14 protein-coding genes, 1 tRNA gene and 2 pseudogenes are annotated in these 17,349 nt (G+C 68.2%); 12 read left to right on the top strand and 5 right to left on the bottom strand.

Going from position 1 to position 17,349, the window contains the following annotated elements; translation table 11 throughout:
* Positions 1-77: 77 nt before the first annotated feature.
* Positions 78-578 carry a MarR family winged helix-turn-helix transcriptional regulator gene (locus AXW62_RS13910; RefSeq protein WP_030821918.1) on the top strand — a complete coding sequence of 167 codons (501 nt, stop codon included), beginning with the start codon at positions 78-80 and terminating at the stop codon, positions 576-578.
* Positions 579-806: 228 nt separating this feature from the next.
* Here the strand turns inward: AXW62_RS13910 and AXW62_RS13905 are convergent, their stop codons facing one another.
* On the bottom strand, positions 807-2,315 hold the full coding sequence (locus AXW62_RS13905; protein ID WP_030821915.1) for an MFS transporter: 1,509 nt from the start codon (positions 2,313-2,315) through the stop codon (positions 807-809).
* A gap of 175 nt (positions 2,316-2,490) precedes the next feature.
* Positions 2,491-3,141, bottom strand: a complete 651-nt coding sequence (locus AXW62_RS13900; protein ID WP_030821912.1) for a TetR/AcrR family transcriptional regulator — start codon at positions 3,139-3,141, stop codon at positions 2,491-2,493.
* 324 nt (positions 3,142-3,465) lie between these two features.
* Between AXW62_RS13900 and AXW62_RS13895 the strand changes: the two genes are divergently transcribed.
* Entirely contained in the window at positions 3,466-4,797 is a 1,332-nt protein-coding gene (locus AXW62_RS13895) for a M6 family metalloprotease domain-containing protein (protein WP_060944791.1), read from the top strand.
* Here the strand turns inward: AXW62_RS13895 and AXW62_RS13890 are convergent.
* Positions 4,763-5,530 (bottom strand): TetR family transcriptional regulator, encoded by a 768-nt coding sequence (locus AXW62_RS13890; protein WP_060944790.1) that lies wholly within the window; start codon positions 5,528-5,530, stop codon positions 4,763-4,765. The genes AXW62_RS13895 and AXW62_RS13890 overlap by 35 nt on opposite strands.
* A gap of 63 nt (positions 5,531-5,593) precedes the next feature.
* Here AXW62_RS13890 and AXW62_RS43915 point away from each other — a divergent pair, with 63 nt between their 5' ends.
* The 10 genes and pseudogenes from AXW62_RS43915 to AXW62_RS13840 all read left to right on the top strand — a co-directional run bounded on the left by AXW62_RS43915 (position 5,594) and on the right by AXW62_RS13840 (position 14,613).
* The gene (locus AXW62_RS43915; RefSeq protein ID WP_159060876.1) at positions 5,594-5,836 is read left to right on the top strand and encodes a hypothetical protein; all 243 of its coding nucleotides are present in this window, start codon (positions 5,594-5,596) and stop codon (positions 5,834-5,836) included.
* A 7-nt stretch (positions 5,837-5,843) separates the two neighbouring features.
* A complete protein-coding gene (locus AXW62_RS13885; RefSeq protein ID WP_060944789.1) occupies positions 5,844-6,122 on the top strand; it encodes a DUF4190 domain-containing protein in 279 nt (92 codons plus the stop codon).
* Between the two features lie 99 nt (positions 6,123-6,221).
* Entirely contained in the window at positions 6,222-6,389 is a 168-nt protein-coding gene (locus tag AXW62_RS13880) for a hypothetical protein (RefSeq protein ID WP_370682908.1), read from the top strand.
* A 211-nt stretch (positions 6,390-6,600) separates the two neighbouring features.
* Positions 6,601-7,626, top strand: a complete 1,026-nt coding sequence (locus AXW62_RS13875) for an ABC transporter substrate-binding protein (RefSeq protein ID WP_060944787.1) — start codon at positions 6,601-6,603, stop codon at positions 7,624-7,626.
* A gap of 61 nt (positions 7,627-7,687) precedes the next feature.
* On the top strand, positions 7,688-8,578 hold the full coding sequence (locus AXW62_RS13870) for a siderophore-interacting protein (RefSeq protein ID WP_060944786.1): 891 nt from the start codon (positions 7,688-7,690) through the stop codon (positions 8,576-8,578).
* Positions 8,579-8,853: 275 nt separating this feature from the next.
* Positions 8,854-10,431, top strand: a complete 1,578-nt coding sequence (locus AXW62_RS13860) for a pyridoxal phosphate-dependent decarboxylase family protein (protein WP_289306005.1) — start codon at positions 8,854-8,856, stop codon at positions 10,429-10,431.
* 26 nt (positions 10,432-10,457) lie between these two features.
* The gene (locus AXW62_RS13855; RefSeq protein WP_102865555.1) at positions 10,458-11,765 is read left to right on the top strand and encodes a lysine N(6)-hydroxylase/L-ornithine N(5)-oxygenase family protein; all 1,308 of its coding nucleotides are present in this window, start codon (positions 10,458-10,460) and stop codon (positions 11,763-11,765) included.
* Positions 11,762-12,331 (top strand): annotated as a pseudogene (locus AXW62_RS13850) (GNAT family N-acetyltransferase); the annotation flags it as partial. The gene AXW62_RS13855 and the pseudogene AXW62_RS13850, both read left to right, overlap by 4 nt.
* A 251-nt stretch (positions 12,332-12,582) precedes the next feature.
* Positions 12,583-14,391 (top strand): IucA/IucC family protein, encoded by a 1,809-nt coding sequence (locus AXW62_RS13845; protein WP_060944783.1) that lies wholly within the window; start codon positions 12,583-12,585, stop codon positions 14,389-14,391.
* Positions 14,392-14,540: 149 nt separating this feature from the next.
* Positions 14,541-14,613: transfer RNA gene (locus tag AXW62_RS13840), tRNA-Arg, on the top strand.
* An 80-nt stretch (positions 14,614-14,693) separates the two neighbouring features.
* On the opposite strand, the pseudogene AXW62_RS40910 reads toward AXW62_RS13840, so the two are convergent.
* Together AXW62_RS40910 and AXW62_RS40905 are read right to left on the bottom strand one after the other, a co-directional pair.
* Positions 14,694-14,846, bottom strand: a pseudogene (locus tag AXW62_RS40910) (site-specific integrase); the annotation flags it as partial.
* Between the two features lie 222 nt (positions 14,847-15,068).
* Positions 15,069-16,775: an AIPR family protein gene (locus AXW62_RS40905; protein WP_079115617.1), complete on the bottom strand. Its 1,707-nt coding sequence runs from the start codon at positions 16,773-16,775 to the stop codon at positions 15,069-15,071.
* Positions 16,776-17,349 lie beyond the last annotated feature (574 nt).

Raw genomic sequence — 17,349 nt, 5'->3', positions numbered from 1 at the left:
CAAATGCCTCACCACTGTACCGCACACTTGTTTAAAGTTCAAATAGCGATACCTAGAATGGACGCGTGGACGACGCCATGAACACCCCCGCAGACACCGACGAGCCGCACTGGCTGACCGATGAGGAACAGGTCAGCTGGCTGGCGTACCGGCACGCCAGCATGCTCCTGGAGGATCACCTCGACCGCCAGCTGCAGCGTGACGCGGGCATGCCCCACGTCTACTACGGACTGCTGGTGGCGCTCTCCTGGGCGCCTCGCCGCCGGATGCGGATGACCGAACTGGCCCAGGTCGCCAAGATCACTCGCTCCCGGCTGTCCCATGCCATCGCGCGGATGGAGAAGGACGGCTGGGTCCGGCGCGAGGACTGCCCCGACGACAAGCGCGGGCAGAACGCGGTCCTCACCGACAAGGGGTTCGAGGTGCTGCGAAAGACCGCCCCCGGCCATGTCTCCGCCGTGCGCACGGCCATCTTCGACCGGCTCACCCCCGAGCAGGTCAAGCAGTTCGGCGACATATGCCGGATCATCGCGGACGGTCTCCAGCCGGAGGGCGCCGATCTGCCCTGGCTGCGCTGATCCCCCCGTTCGGACCACCGGACGAGACACGAGGGCCCCGGCTCCCTGTGTCACAGGGAGCCGGGGCCCTCGCCTCCGCACGGGACCGGACCGCCCGCGGAGCGCCAGTACCTCAGCGCACCAGCACCTCAGCGCGCCAGCACCTCAGCGCGCCAGCACCTCACCGCGCCGGTACCTCATCAGTGCACCAGCACCTCAGCACGCCAGTAACCTCAGCGCACCAGTACCTCAGTGCGCCATGACCGGAATGGCGTCCTCCGCCGCTCCGTCGCCAGAGCCCGCGACCGCGCCGCCGTTCTCCTGCTGTCCGGCCTTGACCAGCGTGATGGCGATCACCGCGGCCAGCACCAGGATGCCGACCGCCCACCAGATGGCGGAGGTGTAGCCGTGCACCATCGACTGGAGCTCCAGCGCCTTGCGCGAGGAGGCCGCCGCCGCGTGCGACTTCGCGTACTCGGTGGTGGCGCTCGCCGCGATGGTGTTCAGCAGCGCGGTGCCGATGGCGCCGCCCACCTGCTGCGAGGTGTTGACCATCGCCGAGGCGACACCCGCGTCACGCGGCTCGACACCATGCGTGGCCAGGCTCATCGCCGGCATGAAGGCGGTACCCATACCGAGGCCGAGCAGCAGGAACGCGGGCAGGATCAGCGCCGGGTACGAGGTGTCCAGGTCGATCTGGGTCAGCAGCAGCATGCCGACCGAGGCCACCAGGAAGCCCGGCCCCATCAGCAGCCGCGCCGGGACCCGGGTCATCAGCCGGGCGCCGATCTGCGTCGAGCCGGTGATCATGCCCGCGACCATCGGCAGGAAGGCGAAGCCGGTCCTGACCGGGCTGTACCCCTTGACGACCTGCATGTAGTAGGTGAGGAAGAGGAACAGGCCGAACATGCCGATGATGGCGAGGCCCAGCGAGGCGTAGACACCGCCCCGGTTCCGGTTGGCGACCACGCGCAGCGGCAGCAGCGGGGCCTTGACCCGCGACTCGACGATCACGAAGGCGATCAGCAGCACGGCCGCGGCGACGAACAGTCCGACGGTCGGGCCCGCGGACCAGCCGTCGGACTCGGCCCGGGTGAAGCCGTAGACCAGTGCGACCAGACCCGTGGAGGCCAGCAGCACACCGGGGATGTCCAGCCGGGACGAGTTGTGGCTCTCCACCGGCTCACGGATCACGGCGATCGCGCCGACCGCGGCGATGATGGCGAACGGGATGTTCACGAAGAAGGTCCAGCGCCAGTCCAGGTACTCGGTGAGCACACCACCGAGGATCAGGCCGACGGCGCCGCCACCACCCGCGATGGCACCGAAGACACCGAACGCCTTGGCGCGCTCCTTGGGGTCGGTGAACATCACGGCGAGCAGCGAGAGCGCGGAGGGGGCGAGCAGCGCGCCGAACACGCCCTGCAGCGCACGCGCGCCCAGCAGCATGCCGGTGTTCACCGCGGCGCCCCCGATGGCCGAGGCGGCCGCGAAGCCGACGAGGCCGACGAGGAAGGTCTGCTTGCGGCCCCACAGGTCGGCGATCCTGCCGCCGAACAGCAGCAGTCCGCCGAAGGCGAGGGCGTAGGCCGTGATGACCCACTGCCGGTTGCCGTCCGAGATGCCGAGGTCGGCCTGGGCGCTGGGCAGCGCGATGTTCACGATGGTCGCGTCGAGCACGACCATCAGCTGGGCGAGGGCGATGAATATCAGCGCTTTCCAGCGCCGGGGATCCACGTATTGAGCCGTTTCGGGCATGGATGGGCCTACCTAGCAGTGCGGAGAGTGATAAATGGGACGAGTAAGGCCGGTCGGTGTCAGACCGGTTCGAGCCGACGGGTAACAGGTAGCGAGAGGCGACGACGCACGTACAGAAGACCTGTGAACGCACGCGGAATAAGCGGTGGCCTGGTGGCGGCCGGTGCGATCTACGTCACGGCCGCTGCTGCAGGTCCTGCAAGGTCACGGATTCCCCCGGTAGTTCGGAGCGCGCCGGAGCCCGCAGACCGTCCAGGAACAGCTGCAGATGCCGGTGCACGAAGGTGTCGAAGTTCACGCAGGCGCTGCCGGGCAGCGGCCGGGTGAGCTGGTTGAGCGCGACCATCAGATCACCGACGCCGATGTCGGTGCGCAGTTGTCCACCGGCTCGCGCGGCCCCCATGAGGGCCTCGACATCGGCGGACAGACGGTCACGGGTGGCAATCAGGTCAGGGTGCTCCTTGTCGATGCCATCGGAGAGCAGAAGGCACAGCGCGCCGATGCGCTCGTCCGCCGCGGCGTGGACGAAGCGCTCCAGCGCCGAGAAGCCGTCGGGCTCCTCGGCCAGGGCGGATTCGGCCTGATCGGCGGCGCGGGACATCACCGAGAGCGCCACATGGTGGATCAGCTCACGGCGGTCCGTGAAGTGCCGGTAGATCGTGGCATTGCCGACCCCCGCCCGTCGAGCGATTTCATCGAGGGGGCTCCCCGCCCCGTGCTCGACGATCGCCTCACGGGCCGCCGCGACAATACGCTCCCGATTGCGCAGGGCGTCCGCGCGCAGCCGAGGCTGTGCGGGCTTCGCGATCGTCGTGTCGGCGGCCATGACAGCACTCCCTTCTGCGTACGGCATCCGCGCGTACGGTTCTCCGGCGGCCCGGCGGCCCGGCGGCCCGGCGGCCCGGCGGCCCAGCGACGGCGCCGGGCCCGGCCGTGGTGATGGATGTTCGAGTTCAACGCTTCCGGGGATTCGGTCCCCGTTTACGCGATCACTCGGTTAAACGGGGAATCACTCCCCGGAATTTCTGAGTCCGCGGGTGACCTGTCTCACACCTTCCCGGAGGCCCCGCCACCCGGACGGAGCAGTCCATTCCCCCGCACGGCGCATCCGAGGGGCGCCCCGGTCGGCGTCGGCACACCGTGGTCGGCAATGAAGCAGACGCAGGGGACCACCCGCCACCGCATACGAATACGCCGCCCCCGCCGAGGCAGCGCGTTCGCCACCGCCGCCGTGCTCACGGTGGCGGTGGTCGCCCCGGCGGCGGCCCCGCGTCCCGCGCTCCCCACCCACCCCGAACTGCCCCAGGCGCCCTCCGCGCGCCCGGCCCTCGGCTCCCTGGCACCCTGCGCCCTCGCCCCCGGCACGGGGCTGCAGATGTCCGAGGGCATCCCCACCGGCCGCGGCTACAGCCGCAGCACCGGCACGGTCCGGGCCCTCAACCTCATGATCGACTTCCCCGATGTCCACGGCCAGGGCACCGCCCGCCAGCGCTTCGAGGAGTTCTTCCCCCAGACCACCCGGTGGTTCGCGCAGAGCTCGTACGGACGGCTGGACTACCGCCCCGAGATGCCGATCGCCCACTGGCTGCGGATGCCGCGCTCGTTCCGCGCGTACGGCATCAAGCGCGGCAGCCCCTTCGATCCGGGCTACCGCAGACTGGTCGCCGATATCGCCAAGGCCGCCGACCCCGAGGTCGACTTCCGCCGCTACGACCTGGTGAACGTCCTGGTCACCCCGAACGCCGGGCCGCCGGCCGCCCACGCCGTGCTGTCTGTCACCTATGCCGACAACCAGCAGGCCCCGACCGCCGACGGCGTTCCGCTGGCCAATGTCTCGTTCGTCTACAGCCGCCAGGACGACGGCTCCGGCTCGCTGCGCCGCACCGGTTTCCGCGTCCTGCCGCACGAGAACGGCCATGTCTTCGGCCTGCCCGACCTCTACACCCGGGACGGCGGCGACAAGGCGGGCCACTGGGACATCATGTCCGAGGACTGGGGCGCCGGAAACGACCTGCTGGCCTGGCACAAGTGGAAACTCGGCTGGCTCCGCCCGCGGCAGATCGCCTGCGCCGCCGGTTCCGGGGTCTTCGCGCACACCCTGTCCCCGCTGAACCGGCCGGACGGGACCAAGCTCGTCTTCGTCCCCGTCTCGCCGTCCACCGGCTACGCGATCGAGGCGCGGACGGAGGGCGGCAACGACGAGGCCATCTGCAAACCCGGTGTCCTGGTCTCCTGGGTGGACACCGGTGTCGACTCCGGCGGCGGCCCCGTCACCGTCATGGACTCCACCCCCCACGGCCGCGGCTGCACCCGGGAGCGCAACGTCCACCCCGGGCTCAGCGACGCGCCCTACGCACCCGGCGAGACCTTCAGCGGGGAGGTGGGCGGCATACGGGTGCGGGTCCGCGTCACCGGCCTGAACACGGCCGGCGACTACGTCGTGGAGATCACCCGTCGCGCCAGTGGCGGCGCCCGAGGCTGATCAGCAGCAGCTGTTTGCGCGCGGTGGCGGCAACGCGCCGCTCGTCCTCCGAACGGCCGGGCCGGGCCTCCCGCGGGTCCGCCAGTGGACCGGGGCGACCCGCCCCGATCACCTCCTGGCCTCCCGCCTCCTCCTGAACCGCCCCGGGCTCCCCTTGTCCCACCCGGGGGCCCGCCCCGGGCACTCCCCGACCCGCCGCCTGGGCCTCCAGGAACGCCGTCGCCGTCATCACCATGTGGTCCACGTACAGCTCCGCGAGCATCCGGACATCCTCCGGCGGCCAGCCCTCCGGCGAGAGCGACGGGGCGAACGCGGCGGCCACCTCATCGGCGAATCCGCCCAGCTCGGCGGCGATGGCCTCACGCACCGCGCGCACCCCGCCGTGCCGCTCACGCGCGATGAAGCGGATGTGCGCGGGATAGCGGCGGACATGCTCGGCGACCGCCTCGACAGTGGCGTCGATCCGCTCCTCGTCACCGTCCTGATCGGCGAGTATCGCGCGGATCATGTGGTGCAGACTGCCCAGGCACTCCTCGACGAGGGTGACGCCGAGATCGCTCAGATCCCGGAAGTGCCGGTAGAAGGCGGCCGGCGCGACCCCGACCGCCCGGGTGACCTCCCGCAGCCCGAGGCTGCTCAGGCTCTGGTCCTCCAGCAGCCGCAGCGCCGCGTCCATCAGGGCGCGCCGGGTCTTCGCCTTCTGGGCCTGCCGGACCCCGGACGTGTGACTCATATCATTCAGTAAACATCTGTTCGCTGAATTTATCCAGCCCGCGCCGGGGTACTCTAGAAGTCAGTGAACACTTGTGATTCCAACTGTTCACCGAACAAGAACCACTCGCACGCCAACCGCATCCCGACCGTCACTTCGAGAGAGGCACAGATGCTCTTCATCGTCGCGGCACTCGCCCTGATGGGGGTCCTTCTGGGGGCGGCGGCGCACACCCCGCTCCCCCTGTTCCTGGCCGCCGCCGGCGTCATCGGCGCCTGGCTGCTCATCTTCTTCATCCGCGAACGCACCGGACACAAGGGGAGCTGAGTAACCCATGGCACTCACCGCACCGTCCCGCACCTCACCGGTCAGGGCGCGCAGGGACGCCGACGGCATGGCCGTCGCCTCCTTCGTCCTCGGCCTGATCGGCCTGCTGCTCTTCAACGCGGTCTTCGGGCCCTGCGCGATCGTCCTGGGGACGCTCGCGATCGCCCGGGAGACCCGCCGCAAGGGCCGGGCGCTGCTCGGACTCACGCTCGGCATCGCCGATGTGGTCCTGCTCATCGTCCTGCTGACGCTGAACCACTCCGTCTTCTGGCAGTTCGGCGGCTGACCCGCCCGCCGACCCGGCACCTTCCCGCGCGGCCCTTCCACTGAGTGGAAGGGCCGTTTTCCGTGCCTGACGGGCGCCGGCACGCATGGGGTGCCGGTTTTGCACGCGAGCGAGGAGGGCACGCGTGAAACTCGTGAGACGGACGCCGTCGAAGGGGAGGTGGACCACCACGATCCGGTGCTCACCGATGAGGAACGGGCCTCGGGCGAGACGATGACGATCTGCGTCACCCGCCGCCGCGGCCCCCGACGGGTCCTGGACCTCTGAGCGCCGGACCCGTGAGCGCCGGACCCCTGAGCGCCGGACCCCTGAGCGCCGGACCTGTGAACCCGCCCTGAACCGCCGCGCACACCCCTCGATGTGGGGTTCGGAACGCCCCCGCCCTCTGGACAAACAGATTGGTTAGGCTAACCTAACTACGTCCTCGGGTCGCCGTCCCGTGACCATGTCCCCGTATGCATCGAGAGAGAGCACCTTCATGCACCAGGCCAGAGCACTCCCCCTCTCCCGCCGCGGACTGCTCGCCGCGGGCGGCGCCGTCGGACTCGGCGCCCTGCTCACCGCCTGCGGCGACAACAACGATTCGGGGTCCGGGGGCGGTAACGGCGGCGGCTCCTGGTCGTTCACCGATGACCGCAAGAAGAAGATCAGCCTCGACGGCCGGCCCCAGCACATCGTCGCCTACATCGGTTCGGCGGCGGCGCTCTACGACTTCGGCATCGAGCGGCAGATCACCGGCGTCTTCGGGCCGACCACCCTGAAGAACGGCAAACCCGATGTCCAGGCGGGCGACTTCCCCGTCGACCGGGCGACCTCCCTCGGCAACACCTGGGGACAGTTCAACGTCGAGAAGTACGCCTCGCTCAGCCCCGATCTGCTGATCACCAACATGTACGACCCGGGCGCGCTCTTCTACATCCCGGACGACAGCAAGAAGAAGATCCTCCAGCTGGCCCCCAGCGCCGCCATCTCCACCGGCCGGATCTCCATGCTCGAGCCCATCAAGCGCTATGCCGCCCTGGCCGAGGCGCTCGGTGCCGACCCGAAGGCCAAGAAGGTCACCGAGGCCAAGGAGCGGTTCGAGAAGGCGTCCGAGACGCTGCGCAAAACCGTCAAGTCGCACAAGATCAAGGTCATGGCCTGCTCCGCCAGCGCCGATCTCTTCTACGTCTCCGACCCGAAGATCAACGCCGACCTGATCTACTTCAGCGAGCTGGGCGTCGACTTCGTCGTCCCCGAGCACACCGACAAGGGCGGCTACTTCGAGAGCCTCAGCTGGGAGAACGCCGACAAGTACGACGCCGACGTGCTCTTCCTCGACAATCGCACCGCGACCCTTCAGCCCAAGGACCTGACCGCCAAGCCGACCTGGTCCAAACTCCCCGCGGTCAAGGCACGGCAGATCGCCCCCTGGAGCAGCGAGCCGCGCTTCTCGTACGCCGGCGCCGCTCCCCTCGTCGAGTCCCTCACCAAGGCCATCCAGGACGCCAAGAAGGTCAGCTGACCGGTCAGACGACCACCCCGACCCGGCCTCCCCAGGCAAGCGAAGGGAAGACCCTCCCCCCATGACCACCGCCACCATCGCAGCGACCACCACCCCCACCGCCGTTCCGTTCCGCTTCTTCGACGTACGGGTCGTGCGGACCCGCTCGCTCGGGCCGTCCATCGCGCGGATCACCTTCGGCGGCGGCTGTCTCAAGGACTTCGTCAGCGGAGGCCGCGACCAGCGCTTCAAACTGTTCCTGCCGCACCCCGGCCAGACCACCCCGGTGGTCCCGGTCGAGGACGGGGAGGGCTGGTTCACCGCCTGGCGGGCGATGGACCCGTCCGTACGCGCCATCATGCGCTCGTACACGGTGCGCGCCCGGCGCCACGACCCGGACGAGATCGATGTGGACTTCGCGCTGCACCACGACGGCGGCCCGGCCGCCCGCTGGGCCGCGCGGGCCGAGCCCGGCGACCGGGTCACCCTGCTGGGCCCGGTCATGGAGGACAACGGCGGTGTCGACTTCCGGCCGCCGCCCGGCACCGACTGGGTGCTGATCACCGGCGACGAGACCGCGCTGCCCGCCGTCGCGGGCATCCTCGAATGGCTGCCCGCCGGCCTGCCCGCCAAGGTGTGGCTCGAGGTCCAGCACGCCGAGGACGTCCAGGAGCTGCGCACCCGGGCGAACGCCGAGATCAGCTGGCTGGTGCGGGACGCCGTCGCCCCCGGCACCCGGCGCTCCGCCCCGCTCGTGGCGGCCGTACGCGCCACCGGGCTGCTCTCCGGCACTCCGTACGCCTGGATCGCGGGCGAGGCCGGGACCGTCAAGGAGCTGCGCCGCCATCTGGTGCGCGAACGCGGTTTCGACCGCAAGGCCGTGACCTTCACCGGCTACTGGCGCCTGGGCGCCTGTGAGGAACAGCTGGTCGAGGAGGCCGTGTCGGGCGCCCGCCCCGCGGCCGAGGACTGACCCCCTTCCCGGGCTCTCCCGCTCCCCTTCCTCGATTCCCCCTCACCCAGCCCCATCCCCAGCCCCATCCCCACCCCCTCCCCTATATCCCCGACGGCATCATCACTGGACGGCGAGCGGCCACCGCTCGGGGGCGCGCGCCGGTGCGCGCCCTGCTGCCACGTCCAGCGCCCCCGCACGCCCTCCGCGCCGTCGGCCGCGGACCACTTCTCCCCCACCAGCCGCATGCCCGCGGATCCGCGCGCCCGCATGCCCATTTCCAGAAGGGACAGACCGTGAGTTTCCTCGCGCAGACCGCTGAGGACCCGTCGCCGGAGCCGATACCCGGGGCGGCGGATGGCAGGGTCCACCTCCTCAACAGCCGTACGGCGGAGCGCTACCGGCGCTCCGTGACCGACGCCGTCGGCCTGGTGGCCTCCACCGTCGCCCGCACCGAGCGCCCCTTCACCGGCATCACCCCCGCCGAGCTGGCCCCCGAGATCTCCGGCATCGACCTGGAGCGGCCGCTGGGCGACGCGGACGCCGCGCTCAGGGAGCTGGAGAGCGTCTACCTCAAGGACGCCGTCTACTTCCACCACCCGCGCTATCTCGCCCACCTCAACTGCCCCGTGGTGATCCCCGCGCTGCTGGGCGAGGCGGTGCTGTCCGCCGTCAACTCCTCGCTGGACACCTGGGACCAGAGCGCCGGCGGCACCCTGATCGAGCGCCGGCTGATCGACTGGACCGCCGAGCGCATCGGCCTCGGCGAGGCCGCGGACGGCGTCTTCACCAGCGGCGGCTCCCAGTCCAATCTGCAGGCGATGCTGCTCGCCCGCGACGAGGCGTGCACGCTGGTGGAGAAGGAGGCCACCGCGGCCGGCGAGACGATCGCCACATCCGCGATCCTGCCGCGGCTGCGCATCCTCACCTCGCAGGCCGGCCACTTCTCCATCCAGAAGGCCGCCGCCATCCTGGGGCTCGGCTACGAGGCCGTCATCCCGGTCCCCTGCGACCAGGACCGCCGGATGCGGACCGTCGCCCTCGCCCGTGAGCTGGACCGCTGCCGTCGCGAGGGCCTGATCGTGATGGCCGTCGTGGCCACCGCCGGCACCACCGACTTCGGCTCCATCGACCCGCTGCCCGAGATCGCCGAGCTGTGCGCCCGGCACGGCACCTGGCTGCACGTGGACGCCGCGTACGGCTGCGGACTGCTGGTCTCCCCGACCCGCCGCGGACTGCTCGACGGCATCGAGCGCGCCGACTCGGTGACCGTGGACTACCACAAGTCCTTCTTCCAGCCGGTCAGCTCCAGCGCCGTCCTGGTCCGCGACCGCGCCACGCTCGGCCACGCCACGTACCACGCGGACTACCTCAACCCCGAGCGCAGCGCCGAGAAGCTCATCCCCAACCAGGTCGACAAGTCCCTCCAGACCACCCGCCGCTTCGACGCGCTCAAGCTGTGGCTGACGCTGCGGATCATGGGCGCGGACGCGCTCGGGGCCCTCTTCGACGCGGTGGTGGACCGGGCCGCCGAGGCATGGGCCCTGCTGGATACCGATCCGCGCTACCAGGTCGTCACCGAGCCCCGGCTGTCCACGCTGGTCTTCCGCTACGTACCGCCGTCCGACGGCCCCTGCGACCCCGACCTCGTCGACCGCGCCAATCTGCACGCGCGTGAGGCGCTGGCCGCCTCCGGTGCGGCGGTCGTCGCCGGAACGGTCGTGGACGGCCGCCACCACCTGAAGTTCACCCTGCTCAACCCGGAGACCTCGCTGAGCGACATCCGCCACGTCCTCGACCTCCTCGCCGAGCACGCGGATCAGTACCTGGCCCTCCACATCGAGCCCGAACTCAGCCGGCCCCGCGCCAGCTGACCTTCTTCCCCCCGCCGGAGACCCTCGTGCCCACCCCGCACACCCATGACGTCATCGCGGTCGGGCTCGGCCCCTACAACCTGGGCCTGGCCTGCCTCATCGAGCCGATCGACGAACTCGACGGACTGTTCCTGGAGAGCAAGCCCGACTTCGACTGGCATCCGGGCATGCTGCTGGACGGCGTCACCCTCCAGACCCCGTTCATGGCCGACCTGGTGACCCTGGCCGACCCCACCTCCCCGTACTCCTTCCTCAACTACCTCAAGGAATCGGGGCGGCTGTACTCCTTCTACATCCGCGAGATCTTCTATCCGCTGCGCGCCGAGTACAACGACTACTGCCGCTGGGCCGCCGCGAAGCTGTCCTCCGTCCGCTTCGGCCACGAGGTGACCGGCGTCGAGTACGACGAGGCCGACGGCCTCTACACCGTGCGCGCCCTGCGGTCCGCCACCGGCGAGACCACCACGCACCGCGCCCGCCACCTGGTGCTGGGCACCGGCACCCCGCCGTACCTGCCCGAGGTGTGCCGCGGCCTGGGCGGCGACCTGCTGCACAACACGGACTACCTGGAGCACAAGCAGGCCCTCCAGGCCAAGGAGACCATCACCATCGTCGGCAGCGGCCAGAGCGCCGCCGAGATCTACCAGGACCTGCTCGCCGACATCGACTCCTGCGGCTACCGGCTCAACTGGGTGACCCGCTCCCCGCGCTTCTTCCCGCTGGAGTACACCAAACTCACCCTGGAGATGACCTCACCCGAGTACGTGGACTACTTCCACGCGCTTCCCGAGGACACCCGCTACCGGCTGGAGGGTGAGCAGAAGGGCCTGTTCAAGGGGATCGACGCCGACCTCATCAACGGCATCTTCGACCTGCTGTACCAGAAGAGCGTGACCGGCCCGGTGCCCACCCGGCTGCTGACCAACACCGCGCTCACCGACGCCTCCTACGACGCCTCCACCGGCACGTACACCCTGGGGCTGCGCCACACCGAGCAGGAGCGGGACTTCTCCCTCACCACCCAGGGGCTGGTCCTGGCCACCGGCTACCGCTACCAGGTGCCCGCCTTCCTGGACCCGGTGCGCGACCGCATCCGCTGGGACCGCCACGGCCGCTTCGACGTCGCCCGCAACTACAGCATCGACACCACCGGGCGCGGCATCTTCCTCCAGAACGGCGCCACCCACGCCCACAGCCTCACCTCCCCGGACCTGGGCATGGGCCCGTACCGCAACTCGTGGATCATCCGTGAGCTGCTGGGGCGCGAGCACTATCCGGTCGAGAAGTCCATCGCCTTCCAGGAGTTCGGCGCACCGGAGGGAACCGTGTCATGACCCGCTTCACCCTCTTCGAACGCACCGACACCCGCCTGGGCACCTTCGCCCTCCGCGCCCTGGACCCGGCGGCCGACGCCGGGCTGCTGCACCGCTGGGTGACCCACCCCAAGGCGTCCTTCTGGATGATGCGGGAGGCGGACGAGGCGGAGGTCGCCGCCGAGTACCGCAGGATCCACGAGCATCCGCACCACGACGCGTTCATCGGCCTGCACGAGGACCGCCCGGCGTTCCTGGCCGAACGCTACGACCCGGCGCACGTGGAACTCGTCGGCCTCTACCCGTCCCGGCCGGGCGACGTCGGCATGCACTTCCTGTGCGCGCCGACCGACACCCCGGTGCACGGCTTCACCCTGGCCGTGATCACCACCGTCATGGAGTTCTGCTTCGCCGATCCGGCCGTCCGGCGCATCGTCGTCGAACCGGACGTCCGCAACACGGCGGTGCACGCGCTCAACGCGGCGGTCGGCTTCGAGATCGTCGAGCAGATCACCAAACCGGAGAAGGACGCCTACCTCAGCATCTGCACCCGCGAGCGGTTCGAGGCCGCCCGCACAACCCTCGCCGCGGACGCGGCCCGCACGGCGGGGACCGGAAGAACCGAGAAGACCGCGGAAACCGGAAGAACCGAGAGGACCGAGGGGGCTGCGGGGACCGGCAGGACCGAGGGGACCGCAGGAACCGCGAGAACCGGGAGCGACGCCCGGACCGCCGAGACATCCCCCACCGCCCACGCCGCCCCCACCGACGACGACGCCCGGACCGCCCACGCCGCCCACGCCGCCCGGACCGCCCGTGCCGCACAAGGAGTGACCCGATGAGCCCCCGCGACGCCGTCGCCCACCTCACCCCCGACCTGTGGGACCGGGCAGGCCGCCTCCTCATCCGCAAGGCCCTCGCCGAGTTCACCCATGAGCGCCTGCTCGCCCCCGAGCTCGGCCCCGACGGCCGCTACGCCGTGACCAGCGACGACTCCGCGGTGACCTACCGCTTCGCCGCCCAGGTGCTCTCGCTGGACCACTGGCTGGTCGACGCGGACAGCATCACCCGCCACGACTGCGACGGCGCCGAACTCCCCTTGGACGCACTGGACTTCTTCATCGAGCTGCGCCGGCAACTCGGCCTCGGCGAGGACATCCTCCCCGTCTACCTCGAGGAGATCAGCTCGACCCTCTCCGGTACGGCCTACAAACTGGCCGCCGAGCCGGTGGCCGCGGCCCAGCTCGCCAAGTCCGGCTTCCAGGAGATCGAAACCGGGATGACCGAGGGCCATCCCTGCTTCGTCGCCAACAACGGCCGCCTCGGCTTCGGCGTGCATGAATACCTCTCGTACGCCCCCGAGACCGCAAGCCCCGTCCAGCTGATCTGGCTCGCCGCCCGCCGCGACCGCTCCACCTTCACCTCCTCGGCGGACCTGGACTACGACGCCCTGATCAACGCCGAGCTGAGCGAGCGGACCCTGGCCCGCTTCACGGACACCCTCACCGGCCTCGGCCTGGACCCGGCCGACTACCACCTGCTGCCGGTCCACCCCTGGCAGTGGTGGAACAAGCTGTCGGTCAGCTTCGCCGCCGAGGTCGCCCAGCGGCGTCTGGTGTGCCTGGGCCCCGGCGACGACGAGTACCTCGCCCAGCAGTCGATCCGTACCTTCTTCAACACCAGCGCCCCCTCCAAGCACTATGTGAAAACCGCGCTGTCGGTCCTCAACATGGGTTTCATGCGCGGCCTCTCCGCCGCCTACATGGAGGCGACCCCCGCCATCAACGACTGGCTGGCCGGCCTGATCTCCTCCGACGACGTCTTCCGGGCCGCCCGCTTCTCGATCATCCGCGAGCGGGCCGCCATCGGCTACCACCACCGCCAGTACGAGGCCGCCACGGCCAAGGGCTCCCCGTACCGCAAGATGCTCGCCGCCCTGTGGCGTGAGAGCCCCGTCCCGACCCTGGAACCCGGCCAGCGCCTGGCCACCATGGCGTCCCTCCTCCACACCGACCCCCACGGCGCCTCCTTCGTCAGCGCCCTCATCGAGGAGTCCGGCCTCACCCCGGCCACCTGGCTGCGCCGCTACCTGGACGCCTACCTGACCCCGGTGCTGCACAGCTTCTACGCCTACGACCTGGTCTTCATGCCGCACGGCGAGAACGTCATCCTGGTGATCGAAGACGGCGCCGTCCATCGCGTGATCTTCAAGGACATCGCCGAGGAGATCGCGGTCATGGACCCCACCGCGGTCCTCCCCCCGGCCGTCGAACGCATCCGCGCCGACGTGCCGGAGGACAAGAAGCTGCTCTCGATCTTCACGGACGTCTTCGACTGCTTCCTCCGCTTTCTCAACGGCATCCTGGTCAGCGAGGGCCTGCTGGAGGAGGACACCTTCTGGCGGACGGTCGCCGACTCGGTGCTGGCCTACCAGCGGTCCGTCCCCCACCTGTCGGACAAGTTCGCCCAGTACGACATGTTCGCCGAGGACTTCGCCCTGTCCTGCCTCAACCGCCTCCAGCTCCGCAACAACCGCGAGATGGTCGACCTCCAGGACCCCGCCGGCGCCCTCCAGCTCATCGGCACCCTGAAGAACCCGATCGCGGCCTTCGCCCCGGGCCGGGACACCTCCACCGAACACGCTTGACCACTCCACGAACCCGGGTCGCACCAGATCAACCACCCCAGCCGACCGAGGACGCCCCCACCCAGCACCCGAAACGCCCCTGCACCCGACCCGCTACACTGTGGCGGTGCGACGCGGCGGCACGCACGACCATGCCGCCCTGACGCAGGGCCTCCGTAGCTCAGGGGATAGAGCACCGCTCTCCTAAAGCGGGTGTCGCAGGTTCGAATCCTGCCGGGGGCACGCAGGTCAAAGGCCCCCAACCTACTCACGTGAGTAGGTTGGGGGCCTTTGACGTCCACGTCCGACATCAACGCGGGCGGTCACCCGCGATCGGGTCGAGTGGGGCGCCTAGTCCTGAGCATCCGGTCCATGTGGCCCATGGCCTCCCGCTGGGTGTCCTGCACGACGTGCGTGTAGACGTCCATGGTGATGCTGATCTGTGAGTGCCCCAAGATCTCCATCACCACGCGGGGCAGCCACCTGATGCCCAGAGAAGGGATACGTCGCGGCTGGGACGGTCGGCTCCACGGGTGGCCACTTTGGCGCGAGCCTCGCAGGTCATGGCCCCAACGTCGCGCTTACGGGCAGGTACACAGGCTGCCCGACGCGCCGCAAGCTTACGGGGCCCTGATCACTCACGCCAAAGCGGCACCAACCCAAATCCGCTTCACCCACCCATCCCTTGGGTGCAAGCATTATTTGAGTAGCTCAGAAAGATACTGCTCAGTGAAGTCCCGAGTACGCCCAAAATCACGATTGATCTCTTGACCGCCAGCAAGTTTCACCAGCGCTTCGGCGCAAGTCTGGACGGCTTCAAGATAGCGATCGTCATCCCACAAAAAAGCATTGAAAGGCTTACAGTCCTTTTCTGCCTCCTTGTCAATACTTTCAACTCTTTCCGGACCGCTCGACTCAGAATAAATCGTTCGCACCCCGGCCAGAAGATGGTACCGGGCAGGCTTCAACTCTCGCGCGATCACCCCGCTCCTGAAGAAGTGATCAAGCTTACAGAACGCATAAGCGGCGGAATAATAGTAGGCCTCGTTATGGGAATCGGAGAAGACGTCGTTACCCACGCGGTTGCGAAGATCGCCGTAATAGCGTGCGGCCGTGTGAGGAATCCTGAGGTAAAGCGAAGCGAAAGCCTGCATTAGGTTACGGAGAGAGATCACCCTCCACGTACCACGAACCTGAGCAGAACCTGACCATTGCCGCGAACGCCGTTCGTAGTAGATCCGCTTACCGGGCTCCGCTTCAAACGAATTGAAGTAGGCTTCAATCCTCTTTTGCAGCTCCGATAGAGCGAAAAGGTTCTCCTTGGTTACCTGACCCTGCTTATTGGTTGCTTTCGTGATGCTCTTAGCTACGTCATCATCCAAAGTGACGATCAAGCGAAAGGGGACATAAACGCCGTCCAAGTTCTCTCGCTCGGAATGAAGGATGTGACTGGTCTGACATCCATTCACGACCTGAAAGTCGATCAAAGTCAGGCGATTTCCCGTGGCCTTAAGGTCATGCGCAACTACCGTGACCCCATTATTGAGGACACAAAAACGGCTACGGTCGCCGGATGCCAGCGTCTGTCGGATATCCGCGTTTACGTCGGTCTCACCTTGAAAGTCGCGGACATTGTCGAAGAAGAGCGTCTTGCGGATTTCCCCTTCGTCGTCAGTTACGAGTTTGATGAATTCGCTTCCCGGAAGAACCCCAAGGTACGCCTCACGCACCCCTTCTACCTCAGGCAGTGTGGTTCGATTCTCGAACTGAACTGTCACTTCAAGGGCGGAGTCGATAGCGCGCCAATTCCTCTGAACTTCACTGGCGCCCCAGATGTGAAAATCGACGCGCGAGAACAAGTTTGATCCAAGGAGCCGCTTTTCAGTGTCCTTCATCTTTCTTACGATGGGGCCACGGTTGTTCCATGCACCAAGGGTCACATAATAGAGGCGACATACGGGGTTCTCGCGAAAACGACTCGATTCATCAAAGACCCTGTGGAGCATCTTCTGCTGAATTTCCAGGTTGGGGTGAGGAGGCTCATCCTCTGTAAGCAGAGTAATCGAGGCGTCCGAGAAAATACTCAGATCGCCCAAGCCGAAACTCGCCGATGTCTTCACCTGCGTCAACGTGATCGAAGCTTCGATTGCCCCGCCACCCGTAAGTGCGTCTTCCAGCTCCGCCATATCGGAAACGAGTTCACCGTTGATGGAGAGTGCAAAGCCATCGATTCCGAGCGTTCCGTCGTCACCGCATGAGAAATCTTCAACGCTGAACTGCTGGTCGTGGTGGCGGGAGAGGACGATGAAGTTAACGAAGCGCTCGAAGGCGACGTATTCTTTCAGATGCCCAACTCCCGCATCCTTTACCCAGCTCTCCATCAGCCCACGAGTAACCCTGTCCATTGCCCCTCCGTGCCACTACACCCGCCCCCGCCGAGCCTGGCGATGAATGCCTACAGTACCTACGTTTCCGCACTTACGTGTCCGGAAGCGAAGTTTCCGGCCTGAGGTCACAGTCGACGACGGACAGGTGTGCCAGCTCCGTGCCGGATCACGGGCACTGGCGGGGAACACCGGGGGCAGGTGGCTGAGCAGGAGGCACTGGACCGCCCCACCGCTGCTCGGCGATGCAACCGCCCGTGAGGTTTTCCCCGAGCCTCCCAAGCTGAGGGCCCAGGCACCGTCATCGCGTGCTGGCCGTCGTAGCTTGCTCTGGTCGACGGCTCTGGCAGCGTGGTGGACGCCGGTGGGGGTGCAACGAGACACATGCGCGCCCGGTCGGCCGGCGCACCCGCCGTCGTGGCTGGCTGTCGCCGGCTGAGGTTCGTGCCACAAACGTGCCAGATGCAGGGGACAACAACGGTCAACACCGGCGTCCCGCGGTCGGGTAGCCGTTTGCTTCCTCGACCTGCAAAGCCGCAGATCATTCAGCCTCTCTCCTGAAGCGGTGCTGAAAACGTCCCGCCTCGCGGGTTAA

Source organism: Streptomyces hygroscopicus subsp. hygroscopicus, from assembly GCF_001553455.1.
GTDB lineage: Bacteria > Actinomycetota > Actinomycetes > Streptomycetales > Streptomycetaceae > Streptomyces > Streptomyces hygroscopicus.
The sequence above is the reverse complement of the archived record's forward strand: the minus strand, read 5'-3'. Positions and strand labels throughout refer to the sequence as shown.